Source organism: Niastella soli (assembly GCF_017742245.1).
GTDB lineage: Bacteria > Bacteroidota > Bacteroidia > Chitinophagales > Chitinophagaceae > Niastella > Niastella soli.
Window position 1 is genome coordinate 1,343,724 of sequence record NZ_JAGHKO010000001.1, and the last position, 13,987, is coordinate 1,357,710.

General features: G+C 42.9%; 14 protein-coding genes. 10 read left to right on the forward strand and 4 right to left on the reverse strand.

Annotation, left to right across the window (positions count from 1 at the left end; genetic code table 11):
* Window positions 1-20: 20 nt before the first annotated feature.
* The 6 genes from J7I42_RS05380 to J7I42_RS05405 all read left to right on the forward strand — a co-directional run bounded on the left by J7I42_RS05380 (window position 21) and on the right by J7I42_RS05405 (window position 6,577).
* Window positions 21-2,507 (forward strand): hypothetical protein, encoded by a 2,487-nt coding sequence (locus J7I42_RS05380; RefSeq protein ID WP_209137744.1) that lies wholly within the window; start codon window positions 21-23, stop codon window positions 2,505-2,507.
* Window positions 2,508-2,625: 118 nt separating this feature from the next.
* On the forward strand, window positions 2,626-3,207 hold the full coding sequence (locus tag J7I42_RS05385) for a GNAT family N-acetyltransferase (RefSeq protein ID WP_209137745.1): 582 nt from the start codon (window positions 2,626-2,628) through the stop codon (window positions 3,205-3,207).
* Window positions 3,208-3,319: 112 nt separating this feature from the next.
* Entirely contained in the window at window positions 3,320-3,832 is a 513-nt protein-coding gene (locus J7I42_RS05390; RefSeq protein ID WP_209137746.1) for a hypothetical protein, read from the forward strand.
* A 106-nt stretch (window positions 3,833-3,938) separates the two neighbouring features.
* Entirely contained in the window at window positions 3,939-4,604 is a 666-nt protein-coding gene (locus J7I42_RS05395; RefSeq protein ID WP_209137747.1) for a DsbA family protein, read from the forward strand.
* A gap of 133 nt (window positions 4,605-4,737) precedes the next feature.
* Window positions 4,738-5,832, forward strand: a complete 1,095-nt coding sequence (locus J7I42_RS05400; RefSeq protein ID WP_209137748.1) for an amidohydrolase family protein — start codon at window positions 4,738-4,740, stop codon at window positions 5,830-5,832.
* A gap of 172 nt (window positions 5,833-6,004) precedes the next feature.
* Window positions 6,005-6,577, forward strand: coding sequence for a DUF1579 domain-containing protein (locus J7I42_RS05405; protein WP_209137749.1), 573 nt, complete (start codon window positions 6,005-6,007; stop codon window positions 6,575-6,577).
* 71 nt (window positions 6,578-6,648) lie between these two features.
* Here J7I42_RS05405 and J7I42_RS05410 read toward each other — a convergent pair whose 3' ends face one another.
* Window positions 6,649-7,080 (reverse strand): DUF1761 domain-containing protein, encoded by a 432-nt coding sequence (locus J7I42_RS05410; protein ID WP_209137750.1) that lies wholly within the window; start codon window positions 7,078-7,080, stop codon window positions 6,649-6,651.
* Between the two features lie 44 nt (window positions 7,081-7,124).
* On the opposite strand from J7I42_RS05410, the gene J7I42_RS05415 reads away from it, so the two are divergent.
* Both J7I42_RS05415 and J7I42_RS05420 read left to right on the forward strand, forming a co-directional pair.
* Entirely contained in the window at window positions 7,125-8,261 is a 1,137-nt protein-coding gene (locus tag J7I42_RS05415; protein ID WP_209137751.1) for a sensor histidine kinase, read from the forward strand.
* Window positions 8,262-8,308: 47 nt separating this feature from the next.
* On the forward strand, window positions 8,309-9,070 hold the full coding sequence (locus J7I42_RS05420) for a LytR/AlgR family response regulator transcription factor (RefSeq protein WP_209137752.1): 762 nt from the start codon (window positions 8,309-8,311) through the stop codon (window positions 9,068-9,070).
* A gap of 203 nt (window positions 9,071-9,273) precedes the next feature.
* Here the strand turns inward: J7I42_RS05420 and J7I42_RS05425 are convergent, their stop codons facing one another.
* On the reverse strand, window positions 9,274-9,675 hold the full coding sequence (locus J7I42_RS05425; RefSeq protein ID WP_209137753.1) for a hypothetical protein: 402 nt from the start codon (window positions 9,673-9,675) through the stop codon (window positions 9,274-9,276).
* A 232-nt stretch (window positions 9,676-9,907) separates the two neighbouring features.
* On the opposite strand from J7I42_RS05425, the gene J7I42_RS05430 reads away from it, so the two are divergent.
* Together J7I42_RS05430 and J7I42_RS05435 are read left to right on the forward strand one after the other, a co-directional pair.
* Window positions 9,908-10,591: a DUF5606 family protein gene (locus J7I42_RS05430; RefSeq protein WP_209137754.1), complete on the forward strand. Its 684-nt coding sequence runs from the start codon at window positions 9,908-9,910 to the stop codon at window positions 10,589-10,591.
* A gap of 87 nt (window positions 10,592-10,678) precedes the next feature.
* Window positions 10,679-12,409 carry a M3 family oligoendopeptidase gene (locus J7I42_RS05435; RefSeq protein WP_209137755.1) on the forward strand — a complete coding sequence of 577 codons (1,731 nt, stop codon included), beginning with the start codon at window positions 10,679-10,681 and terminating at the stop codon, window positions 12,407-12,409.
* A gap of 419 nt (window positions 12,410-12,828) precedes the next feature.
* On the opposite strand, the gene J7I42_RS05440 is transcribed toward J7I42_RS05435, so the two are convergent.
* On the reverse strand, window positions 12,829-13,254 hold the full coding sequence (locus tag J7I42_RS05440; protein WP_209137756.1) for a Fur family transcriptional regulator: 426 nt from the start codon (window positions 13,252-13,254) through the stop codon (window positions 12,829-12,831).
* A 27-nt stretch (window positions 13,255-13,281) separates the two neighbouring features.
* Entirely contained in the window at window positions 13,282-13,932 is a 651-nt protein-coding gene (locus J7I42_RS05445) for an SCO family protein (RefSeq protein ID WP_209137757.1), read from the reverse strand.
* Between the last annotated feature and the right edge of the window lie 55 nt (window positions 13,933-13,987).

Consider the following 13,987-nt stretch of genomic DNA (forward strand, 5'->3'; position numbering starts at 1 on the left):
ATAAAAACTAAAATTCCCGTATGAAGATCTTTACACTTGTGGCCGTATTGGTGGGTAGCATGTTCACTCATCTTGTTATGGCCCAGGAAAACTGGCCCAAAACAGCAACTACTTCTGAAGGGACCATCATTAAGCTATATCAATGGCAACCGGAGTCATTTGAAGACAACACGTTAAAGGCGCATGCTCCTATTTCGGTGTTGGAAAATGGGAAAACAGAACCTGTTTTTGGCGTTGCCTGGATAAAGGCAACAACCGAAACCGCAGGTTCCCAGGTAAACGTTAAAAGCATTTACATCACCAATATTAAACTGCCTGGTGAATCAAATGACGATAAGCTGGAAACCATTGCCAATACCATGGAAGATAAAATCCCTTCCTGGGAGATCTCCTTTCCACTAATCGATCTGCAAACCTCACTCGACCTGAATAAACAGCAAACGAACCTGGCCAGTCAGATCAACAACAATCCGCCAAAAGTTATTTACACAAACGTTCCATCCATTCTGGTTTCAATTGATGGTGATCCCAAGCTGCAGACCAATAAAGACTGGGGCGTTGATGCCGTAGTGAATACACCTTTTGTGTTGGTAAAAAACCGCGACAGCAAATATTACCTGTATGGTGGTAAACACTGGTACACTGCTCCTGCTGCAACCGGCCCTTATAAGATCATTACCGAAATTCCTTCCAACCTGGCAAAAATAGAAACCCAGATCAAAGAATCTGAAAAGAAGAGCAACCAGGAAGATGGCAAAGAAACCGACGAGAATACCATTTACAATGTTGTGGTAACTACCGAGCCTGCTGAATTGATCCAATCAAAAGGAGAAGCGAATTTCGCAGCAGTACAAAACACCGGTTTATTGTATGTGTCCAATTCGGAGAACGATATCTTCATGGACATTAATTCACAACAATACTACGTACTGCTTTCAGGTCGCTGGTACACATCCAAAACCCTTAGTGGTAACTGGAAGTTTGTAGACGCCGATAAACTGCCCGCCGAATTTGCCAAGATCCCAAAGGGTTCGCCCAAAGACAATGTGCTGGCGAGCATAGCCGGTACCGAAGAGGCAAATGATGCTGTTGCTGATGCACAAATACCACAAACCGCCAAAGTTGAACGCAGCAAAGCAAAAGCAGATATCAATTATGATGGTGATCCCGAATTTGAAACGATCGATGGTACTGATATGTCTTATGCTACCAACACCCCCGGATCTGTGATCCGCTGGCGCGATCGGTACTACACGGTTGATGATGGAGTTTGGTTCGAATCGTACAACGCCGTTGGTCCCTGGTCAGTTGCCGTGACCCGTCCTACCGCAGTGGCACTTATTCCCCCTCGTTACCCGGTTTATTACATGAAGTATGTGTATATCTATGATGTAACACCAGATTATGTGTATATGGGATATACTCCCGGTTATTTGAATGCCTATGTGTACGGACCAACTGTAGTATATGGCACCGGCTATTATTATCGCCCCTGGTACAGAAATTATTACTATCCACGCCCATACACCTGGGGATTCGGAATCCGTTACAATCCCTGGTTTGGTTGGGGTTTCGGTGTCGGCTTTGGGTACGACTGGTTTAATGTAAACATTGGTTATGGCAGTGCTTATCCCTGGGGTTACTGGGGTTGTGGTGGCTGGTGGGGCCCTCGGGTGTATCGTCCCTGCTATTACGGGCCTTCTTATTATTATCGCGGCGGTTACTACGGTCACAATAGTTACTACTCCTATCGCAGCCACACCAATGTAACCGTTATAAATAATTATTACTCCAACACAAATATTTATCGCAACAGAGGCGGGGTGGTAACCAGGCCTTATTCAGGCGGCTCTGGCAGACCCTACACAGGTGGCCGCTATGCTTCAAACTCTGGTTATGGCCGGCCGGGATATGGAAATAATGGCGGACGTTTTGGTTCAAGGGATTATAACAACGGGGGACGCTTTGGCTCCAGAGACAATGGTAACAACAACGGCGGCTTTACCAGAGGTTTCCGTAATGATCCCGGCGGTAGAACGGGCGGTGTACCTGGTGGTAGAACAGTGACATCCCCTGGCAATGACAGAGGTTGGACCAATCCACGTAATTCAAGTGGTTTTTCAGCCCCTAATTCCCCTGGCAGAACAACTTATCCTTCAACTGGCGGTCGCCCATTCAACAACGGCAATAACCAGCCAGGTTCTCAATCGCCAGGCAGACCGACACAAAGGACTTTTGATCAGCCAAGCCGTCCGCAACGCACGCTCGACCAGGGCAGGTCAAATAGTTGGGGTGGCGGCCGCAGCTTAGAGCTACCCAGAACAGGCGGACCGTCTTTCCCTCAGGGCAGCTTTTCCTCTCCGCGTAGTGGTGGTAACATGGGAGGCGGCGGTAACATGGGGGGTGGCAGTAGCCCAAGAAGTTATAGTCCCCGTGGCGGCTCATCAGGTTCAGGCGGCGGTAGTAACGGTGGCGGTAGCCGGCCAGTTGGTGGCAGACATTGGTAGAATCAACACATATAACTTACATTGCAGTCCTTCCTTTAGTGGGAGGACTTTTTTTTGCCCGCCAGTTAAGTCACCTTTAACCCGTTATAAATTCCTGTAATACTTTCAGTAGTATATTATGCAATTTGAACATCTTATATCAGGGCGCTTCATCGATTTGGAAAGGCTTCACGAGGACCACTTCCCCGAACTGGAATCAATAGCTATGAATGAAAAGATCTGGCAAAATCTTCCATATAATATTAAGGATAAAGCATCATTTGATGTTTTTGTAAAGGACTTACAGGCGAGAAATCTAAGCAATCAGCAGGTAACGTATGTGATCCGGAACAAAATAACAGGACTGGTTTGTGGCAGTACTGGTTTTCTTAAGATAGATACCGGTAATCAACAATTAGAAATTGGCCCAACCTGGCTTTCACCAATTGTTTGGGGTACAAAGATTAACATAGAAAGTAAATATCTATTATTGACGTGTTGTTTTGAAAGGTTGAATATCATGCGGGTTGAATTCAGAACAAGAGAATCGAATATCCGATCGCAAAAAGCCATAGAAAAGATAGGCGGCGTCAAAGAAGGACTATTGAGATGCCATCGCAAAAATGATGATGGAACATTTAGAAATACAATTATGTACAGCATAATTCAACCCGAATGGCCATCTACTAAAAAGTTACTTGAAGTGTTGATTAGTAAATGATTGCTAAACGTTTTTTTAAGTAAACATTTCACATTTCCAGAAATAATTTTGATCTTTCGACGTTTCTTTTTACAGAAACTCGTTTCTGTGAACATACCCTTAATCTTAAACTATGAAACGAATTTTGGCTTCATGCGTGCCTTGCTTTTTATTTATTTATACACTATACGCCCAATACGACACATCGCAGTTTACGGGTTTGTGGGTACTGCAGTCTGTTAAATTCAAAAAACCGGTTGATCTCAATAAGGATGGTTATCGTTCATCCGATGCCTTTTGGGAATTTGATGAATGCCGTAAAGACCAACAAATAGAATTATTTCCCGATAACAGTGCTAAAACCTATTTAGGCGTTTCCAAAAGCGGCTGTACCAATGAAGTGAAACAATACAGATGGAACCTTAAAGAAGAACTGGTTAAAGAAGTGAAATATGAATTAGGGAAAAGAGTAGTGGATGAAAGACGCCCCACTGTTTTAAAATTAAATGATGTTACAGGCAACGACGCAAAGGTTTTTGTAGTAATAGGTGTTGATGAAAATATACTTACCCTGAAAGGACTGGTAAAAACCGGTGTCAATTCAACCGAAGAAGCCATTCTTATATACAGGAAACGAAAGAAGTAATAAATAAAAAATCATATCATACTACTATCGTAAACGGCTATCTGTGTTTTGCATAGATAGCCGTTTTTATTAAGATTGAAAGGATAGCTGTAATTTCACAAATTATATGGAGCCAGTAATCTTTTATTGCTACGATGCATATTGCAATTGGTGCTTTGCATTTAGCCCGATCATGCAACGAATAGCTAAAGAGTATAGCAAGCAGGTACAATTTGAAGTGCTTTCCGGAGGCATGATCCTGCCTGAAACACCCAAGCCAATAAGTGTAATGGCGGAATACTTTTTAAACAATTGTAAAGCTGTAACGGAACATACGGGCACCGTATTTGGCGAAGACTTCCTCTGGCATCTCAAAAATCCTGAATTAAGTGATTGGTTCCCCAATTCTGAAAAACCAGCTATCGCGCTGTGTGTGTTTAAAGAATACCATCCCGATAAACAGGTAGCTTTTGCAGCCGACCTGCAATATGCTTTACAATTTGAAGGCCGCGACCTCGATGATAATGAAGCTTACCGTCATTTGCTGGAAAAATATTCCATTCCAGTTGAAGAGTTTTACAACCTGTTGAAAGATCAGGCTTATAAAGAAAAGGCACACGATGAATTTGACATATGTAAACAACTCCAGGTAAAAGGATATCCACAGGTTATGTTACAGGTCAACGAGTCGAAATTTATTCTTTTGGCATCGGGATATACCACCTATGAGGAAGTAAGGGGGCGGATTGAAAGCGCCTTACACGACTTAACGGCAACTAGAGAAGAGTCGTGAATCGGCAGATGGCAGTTCTCAGTTGTGAGTGACTTATTCCTCGTCAACTGGTCAACCAGTCAACTCTTCTGCCTTTTATACGACCGGTTTTAGTTTTTTACCAAATGCACCTAAATTGGTAAAAACTCATTGTATGCGGAAGCTGCCACTCATTACCGGTGCTTTATTAACACTTCATACTGCCTGCGCGCAAACCTCGGCACACATGGATTTCGAAAAATACACCCCAACCTCTACGCTGGTGGTGCCGGAACATAAATTAACCCACGCCCGCTATCCGTTTATCGATGTGCATAACCACCAGTACAACATGTCCCCGTCGGGCCTCAAAGAACTGGTGAAGGAAATGGATAAGCTGAATATGGCAGTGATGGTGAACTTAAGCGGGGATAATGGCAACCGGCTTCAGGAAAAGATCGACAATATCCGGTCCACCAGCCCCAAACGATTTATTGTATTTGCCAATATCAGTTTTGGTGGCATTGGCGAACCCGGCTGGACGGAAAAAGCAGTAACACAACTGGAAGAAGATGTAAAGTATGGCGCCAATGGATTGAAGATATTCAAAAACCTTGGTCTTTCAGTAAAGGACAATACCGGCAAACGTGTGCCAGTTGATGACCCGCGGCTAGATGCTATTTGGGAGAAATGTGGAGAATTAAAAATACCTGTGCTGATACATACTGCCGATCCCAAACCTTTTTGGGACCCGGAAGATGAACACAACGAACGCTGGCTCGAGATCGCTTCGCACCCAGGCCGCAAAAGAAGTGATGATGACCCTGCCCCCTGGGAGATACTGATCGAAGAGCAGCATCGCATGTTTAAAAAACATCCTAAAACCACCTTTATAACCGCGCATTTTGGCTGGTACCCCAATAACCTGGGTAAACTTGGTCAGCTATTAGATGAAATGCCGAACGTTTTGGTGGAGTTTGGCGCCGTAATTGCCGAATTGGGCCGCCAGCCGCGTATGGCCCGTCAATTCTTTGAAAAATATCAGGACCGTATTCTATTTGGTAAAGACAGCTGGGTGCCTGAAGAATATGCCACCTATTTCAGGGTACTGGAAACAGCAGATGAATACTTTCCTTATCACAAAAAATACCATGCATTCTGGGCTATGTATGGCATGGGCCTGCCTGATGCTATTTTGAAAAAAGTATATTTCAAAAATGCCTTGCGCATTATTCCCAACATCGATAAGACCGCATTTCCGGCTGATTGATCATTTATCATCTTCCATTCATCGTATAAAGCGCTGCATTGAGTATCCGCTTTCCAGATCCGCTGTCTTTTTCATCGGGTTGCATTTCGGCTTCATCGGGGATTAATTGATATTAATCAGTTTTCGCATTGGTATTTTTTTTGATATAGTAATTTCAATAAAAACTAACAGCATGAAAAAGCTCATCATTACAGCACTGGTGGTACTGTTTCTAATTAACAGTTTTTCTGCAGGTGCGCAAACCCAGGACCAGATGAAAGCATGGACAGATTATATGACACCAGGTGATGTTCATAAAATGATTGCCAAATGGGACGGAAAATGGAAAGGAGATGTAACCATGTGGATGCAACCCGGGGCGGCCCCTATGAAAAGCACCTCTACCTGTGTAAATAAAATGGTAATGGGTGGCCGCTACCAGCAAAGCACGCATAGTGGCACTATGATGGGAAAGCCCTTTGAAGGCCAGGGCACCCTTGCCTGGGACAATGCCCGTAAAATGCTTATTAGTACCTGGATAGACAATATGGGGACCGGCATTATGTACATGGAAGGCACCTGGGACGACGCTTCTAAAAGTGCAACACTCAAGGGCAAAACAGTTGATCCCGGCACCGGTAAGGACATGGATATAAAACAGATCTTTACGGTAATGAACGACAACTCACAAAAATTGGAAATGTTTATGGCGCAGGATGGACAGGAATTCAAGACCATGGAAATTTTGTTCACCAGAGCTAAATAATTAATAGGCGTAAGCTTTTTTAAAATGGCCTCCCGTGTATAGGAGGCCATTTTTAATATTATGATACCTCATTATCTCCACGCACCAATTATAGCACCCATCAAAATAAGTGCTAGCACACTGTAAAATCCATTTATAAAGATCAACCGCCAGGATTTTAATTCAAATAAACTATGAATGGCAATGGCACAGAAAGTCCAAATGCCGGTAAGGAAACCGGCCATAGCGCCCCAGGCAATATCGGCTTTGGGAGCACAGTTTGCCGGGCAATCAGCTGGTGTAGCCAGGAACATAGCCAGATTAACGGCCATCAATAAAGAGAACATGAGTGTGAAACCAAATATTTTTCCCTTGTTGCCACCTTTTCTTATTTGTTCTTCAGTAAAATTATTATCCTTCATCCAGGCTTTGCCAAACATACCGGGCGAATACCAGATGCCGCCTACTACAAATGAGGAAATTCCGGCTACCAGCACCGCCCACCAGTTTATGTTCATTGTCATAAGAAATTAGTTTTTATAATTGGCCCTCCTGCCCTAACTGGTTTATGGTTATTTCAAATCTATTTCCTAATTTTTACCCAATCAACTTAAAGGGAATCAGGCTGGAAAAGCAGGCGATCAATATCAATAATAAGCCGATTAAAAAAGCAACTGGCGTAGACCGGTTAAATGATATCGGGTTCAGGATAATACTTATCCCGGCATTTGGCGTGGTCATTCCATTGATCTCCGGTTTAATGAATCACCTGCCATTAAGCTCCTGGGAATTCAAACTCAGTTTTCTATTCACTATTGGCATTTCATTATTTATATGGGAAGGGAATCGCTACCTGCTGTTCACCTTACGTAGTTATTTCGACTGGTTCAATAAACCGGTGAGAAAAATAGTGGTGCTGGTATTGGCTATTTCATTCTATACCATTCCTATTACTGCCCTGCTGCTGGTGATCTGGTATAACCTGTTTAATGGAGGTGTTGTAAACTGGAACCAAATAAAAACCACCTCCCTCGTAGTAATGGTTTGTGTTTTATTCATCACTCATATTTATGAAACGGTTTTTCTGGTGCGGGAAGCAGAAAGCGAAAAGCTAAAAAAGGAACAACTGGAAAGGGCCCGCGCAGAAGCGGAACTGGAAGCACTCAAGAACCAGATAGATCCACATTTTATATTTAACTCGCTAAATACCCTGTCCCATCTTATTGAAAAGGATGCAGCCAAAGCCAAACAGTTCAACGATAACCTGGCAGATGTTTATCGTTATATTCTTCAAAACAAAGCCCGTGAACTGGTTTTGCTGCATGAAGAATTGCTATTTCTGAACGATTACTTTTCTTTGCTAAAGATCCGGTTTGAACAGGCGGTACAATTACAAATACACATCGATCCTGTTGCCCCCGATCAATACCTTATTCCACCGATCTCCTTGCAAATATTGGTTGAGAACGCCATCAAACACAATGAGTTTTCAGATCTCATTCCCCTGGTAATTACTATTGAAATGCAGCAGGACGAGTTGATCATACACAACCAGGTTCGAAAGAAAATATTACGAAAAACCTCTTCGCGTATTGGGTTACACAACCTGGGCGAACGCTATAAATTAACCACCAGTAAAGAAATAAGTATCCTGGAATCGGCCAGTGATTTCACTGTTTCATTACCAATTTTAAAAATTGCCTGATATGAAACGAAGTTCCATCTGGCCCCGAAAAAATAAAAAAATTACAGATGAAATGTGTAATAATAGAAGATGAAAAGCCAGCAGCTGAAAAATTACTTTCCCTATTGGCGCTATGCAATCAACAGGTATATGTTGAAGGGGTATTGGGCAGTGTTAAAGAAGCCATCAGCTGGTTACAGGAGCATCCCCTGCCTGAATTAATATTTATGGACATCGAGCTCAGTGATGGCTTGTCATTTAAAATTTTTGAAGAAATAAACGTGGAATGCCCGGTTATTTTTACTACGGCCTATGATGAATACTGGCAGGAAGCGTTTGAACATAACAGCATTGATTATTTGCTGAAACCCATAAAACCGGAAAAGCTGGAGGCCGCCCTTAATAAATACCAGAAGTTAAAACAGCATTTTACCGGTTATAGTGCATTGACCAGCTGGCCGGTCACCCAATCTCAATCCCAAACAGGCGGGTATAAGAAGCGGTTTCTGGTAAAACGGGGCACCGATTACATCAGTATTAAAATAGAAGAGGTCGCTTATTTTTATGCCACCCACAAACTGGTGTGCATGGTAGATAGCGCCGGACAGAAATTTATCATGGACCAGTCGCTGGCCGATATTGAAACCCAGGTTGACCCTGCCGTTTTTTACCGCGTTAACCGAAAATACCTGGTAAATATGAGCGCTATCAAACGGATCAAAGCATACCCTAAAAGCAAGCTGATGCTCGAGATCGTGCCGCTGGTCACAGAAGATATTATTATAAGTCAGGAAAATGCCGCCGCTTTTAAGCAATGGATGGGGCAGTAATAGGCAATGGGGAATAGGTTGCCGGTAACTATCGCATCGAACGAAGTGAGATGCGCTGGTTTTATTTCACAGCCTGTCCCGACTCGTCGGGATTTCACGACTCACGTTTCACGACCACCGGTTTATACCATACACTATTGCGCAATAAAAAACCCCGGTAAAAAACTACCGGGGTACATCCTATAACGTGTGCATCAAAGCCATTAGTTATTGCCACCGCCGCCACCACCGCGTTGAGGACGGGTAGTAGGCTCAATGGTATCTTTCCACTTCTTAAACTGTTCGTCGGTATAGATCTTTTTCAGCTTATCATCGCGTTCGCCGGCCAGTTTCATCATTTTTTCGCGGATAGCATCCCGGTCGGGGGCACCGCCTGCAGCCCGCATTTCTTCAAAAATCTTATCCTGTGCTTTATAATAATCCAAAAAGGCGCTGTCGCTTTTAGCAGTCTGGTCTTTGTCCAGATTCAGGTCAACCAGCTTTTCTTTAACCATTTTTAATCTTTCTTCGGGAGTACGGCGTTGAAAACCACCGCCACCACCCTGTGCCTGTACGGCTAATACTCCTGAAATAGCAATAACTAACAATAAGATCGCTTTTTTCATGCTATGAGATTTAGTTTAAGTAAAGTGTATGAAAGTTGGATGCCGCTTTGGCAAAAAACCTGCGCAGAACCAAAAATTATTGCCCAAAAGTCAAAATAAAGTATGGGTTTGGGGGTCAAAAATGCCGGGTTGGCAGTCCTGTTGGTGCCCTATCCCTATCTTTCAGACTATTTTGGAACAACGTTTGCCAAAATCAGATTATCTTGCAACTCCTTAAAAATTTTGAATTGATATGGAATACGCTAAAATTGTCGCAGTAACGGGTTTACCAGGATTATTCGAATTGGTAAGCAGTAAATCAGATGGCGCAATCGTAAAGTCACTGGATGACAACAGCACAAAATTCGTTTCGAGCAGGATACATAATTTTTCTCATCTCGAAAGCATTGAAGTATATACAGTTCGGGATAATGTGAATCTGGTGGATATTTTTACTGCCATGGACCAAAGCGGTGAAAAAACACCCGATGAAAAAGATAATTCTGCCGTTAAAAAATATTTCGAGAAAGTATACCCCGATCTCGACTTCGAACGCGTATACTCTAGCGATATGAAGAAGATGGTAAAATGGTTTGGCGTGCTGAAATCGAATAATATTGAGATCAAATTAAGAGAAATTACTGAAGAAGCACCTGAAGAAACAGCTGTTGCGGAAGAAGTAGCTCCTGCTAAGGAAGAAAAGACAAAGGCTGCCAAAGCTCCAAAAGAAGAAGCCACAGAAGAGAAGAAAGAAGCAGCTCCTAAGAAAAAAGCAGCTCCTAAAGCCAAGAAAGAAGAAGCTGAAGGCGAAGGAGAAGAGAAAAAAGAAGCGGCTCCTAAGAAAAAGGCTGCTCCTAAAGCTAAAAAAGAAGATGGGGAAGGTGAAGCGGATGCTCCTAAAAAGAAAGCTGCTCCTAAAAAAGAAGCCAAAAAGTAATTTTAACAACTTTAGTAAACTAAAGCTACAGGCTTCTGGTTTTAATACCTGAAGTTTGTAGCTTTCTTATTTTAAAACAGTGATCCAATGAATTTTACAGCAGATATAAAAAAGGTGCCCCGGCATTTTCTTCCTGAAGATTTCACAGTAACTACCTGGGATAGCCTGGAGCCATATTTCAAGAACCTGCTCGACAGGACTATCGATACAAAAGCCGATCTGGAAAAATGGTTGCATGATATGAGTGAGCTGGAAGCCGTAGTAAGCGAAGATGCCTGCTGGCGCCAGATAAAGATGACCTGCGACACAGAGAACAAAACACTGGAAGAAGCCTTTGTTTTCTTTGTTACAGAAATACAACCTAAAATGCAGCCCTATGCCGATAAGCTGAATAAAAAGCTGGTAGAAAGTCCCTTTACCGCTGAGCTTGACCAGAAAAAATATTTCACCTACCTGCGTAGTGTTCGAAAAAGCATTGAGCTGTTCCGCGAAGAGAATATCCCCCTGCAATCAGAACTGGCCGTGCTGGCACAACAGTTTGGTACCATTGCCGGTAAAATGACCATCGAAGTAAATGGTAAGGAATACACCTTGCAACAGGCTGCCAAGTTCCTGGAAAGCCACGACCGTAATTTGCGCGAATCGGTTTACCGTAAAATTCAGGAACGTCGCTTACAGGATAAAGAAGCCCTCAACGACCTGTACTCGCAATTAATTCAAAAAAGACACCAGGTAGCTAAAAACGCCGGGTTCGATAACTACCGCGATTATAAATTCAAAGAACTGGGCCGCTTTGATTATACCAAGGAAGATTGTTTTCAATTTCATGAAGCGGTAAAACAACACATTCTGCCGCTGGTAAATGTGATCAATGAACGGAAAAAGAAAAAACTAAACCTTCCTTCTTTACGCCCCTGGGATTCAGAAGCAGAACCAGAAGGTGTTACACCATTGAACCCGTTTAGCAACGGTGGAGAGCTGCTGGAAAAAAGTATTGAATGTTTTGACCAGGTACATCCCTTCTTTGCGGATTGTTTGCGTAAAATGAGCGAAATGAAACGGCTCGATCTGGACAGCCGCAAGGGCAAAGCACCGGGTGGCTACAATTGTCCCCTGGCCGAAACAGGCGCTCCTTTTATTTTCATGAATGCGGCTGGTCAAATGAGTGACGTTACTACTATGGTGCACGAAGGCGGCCATGCAGTTCATTCCTTCCTCGCCCACCCATTAGAGTTAACTTCATTTAAGGAGTACCCAATGGAAATAGCCGAAGTGGCCAGCATGTCTATGGAACTGTTCAGTATGGACTCCTGGGAGGTTTTCTTCGATAAAGAAGAAGACCTTATAAGGGCCAAAGAACACCAACTGGAAAGAGTGATCACCATCTTCCCCTGGATTGCCACTATTGACAAATTCCAACACTGGGTATATGAAAACCCAAATCATACGGTAGAAGAAAGAGCCAAAAAATGGATGGAGATCCTGAATGAATTTTCAAGCAATGTAATTGACTGGGAAGGCCTTGCTGAATTTCGCACCTATGCCTGGCAACGGCAGCTGCATTTGTTTGAAGTTCCTTTATACTACATTGAGTATGGTATTGCTCAATTAGGCGCCATTGGGCTTTGGATGCAGTTCAGGAAAAATAAAGCAGCCGCAATAAACAACTACATGACGTCTTTACAATTAGGTGGCACCAAAACACTACCTGAGTTGTACAGCGCTGCCGGACTGGTATTTAATTTTTCGCCCGACTACATTAAACAGTTAATGCAGTTTGTTAAGGAAGAAATGGATAAACTAAACGTTCATCCTTAGCCTAAAAAAAATACCCAGTTCATGGTATGCATAATATTAGTTCAATCTATTATATTTGTAATACAATAATAATTTGATCAGGTAGTCGTTGCTACCTTCTTCATAAAATAGCTACTAATCAGAGCCTTAACCAAAAGTCCCGGTGTTTCTACATCGGGGCTTTCTGTTTTTATACACTAAGATTTGCGTATTAATTACAATCTCCGCAAAGCCAATGCACTGGCGGCTTTCATTCATCTAAGCAAAATTGATATAGCTTTACGATTTCGTAACTCGCTGAGATTTTTATCAGCGTTTAATATTAATTATCACTAATTCTGAAGATATTCTGCAATCCGGTTGTGGCATACCGAAATATTTTGACCAGCCACAAATACACCGCTGCCGGTTAACCGGAGAAGAAATTTAACTGATTATGATCAAGTTTTTTGACGACACTCGACACACAAACCGGTTACCACCATTTGATACTCCTGCGGCAGGAACCCGGTAGGTAACTTTACTTCCGGCACAGTTACATCGGCCAGGCAAATAGTTTTAGCGCATTTGTTGCAAATGAAATGAACATGGTTATCGTGGTGATGGCCTTCCGAACAATCGTCTTTACAAAGGGCGTACAGCACCGAGTTATCAGGAGTTGGGATGGAGTGAATAATACCTTTTTCCAAAAAGGTTTGCAGGGTGCGATATACCGTGACCCGGTCGAATTTTTCACCGGTCTTCTTTTCAATATCCCCATGCGCCAGGGCCCCATTGCTCATCAGGAACAGTTCCAGGATCCTTTTACGGCTACCGGTTACACTCAACTGATTTTTCTTAAGTATTTCGTCTATCTGCGCTTCCATTATTAAAATCATTAAACACAGGCATTGTTAGCTGCCAAACATATTATTTGAAAAACGATCGCCGGGATTGTGTTCTTTCAACAACCGCTTTATGTCCTTCTTCAATTCTTCGATCTCGTCTTTTTTGAGGCCATCATAAATTTTGCGCACCTTTCCACTTCTGTCAACCAGGGCAAAAAACTGGGTATGTAAAAACTGCTCATTGATATTCTGCAGGTTGTTCTGGGGGTCATCGAGCAGGTAACTGTTGCGGGCTGTTTGGTACAGGCTGTCTTTTCTTCCCGTTAAAAATACCCAGCGCTGCGTATTTACGTGCATGGAGTCGGCGTACCACTTTAACCGGGCAACGTTATCATTATCGGGGTCAACGGTGTGCGAAAGGATCATGAACCCAGGCTCATCCTTATAAGCATCATACACCTTTTTCATATTGGTGTTTAGCATGGGACAAATGCTGGGACACGTCGTAAAAAAGTATTCAGCCACATACACCTTACCTTCTACACTCTGCTGGGTTACCCGTTGACTGTCCTGGTTGGTAAAACTAAAAGGTTGAACCCTGTTAACTATTGGCAGCTTCACCTCCCCATAACCAGGTATTACCTGGGTTAAAGCCACGTAAAAGGCAATAACCAAAACCACAAAAAAGCCAATATAAAAGATCACTTTCCGACGCATACAAAAAAATGTTTTTCAGTCCACAAAGGTACGTTTACCCATTCCGCCAACCAAT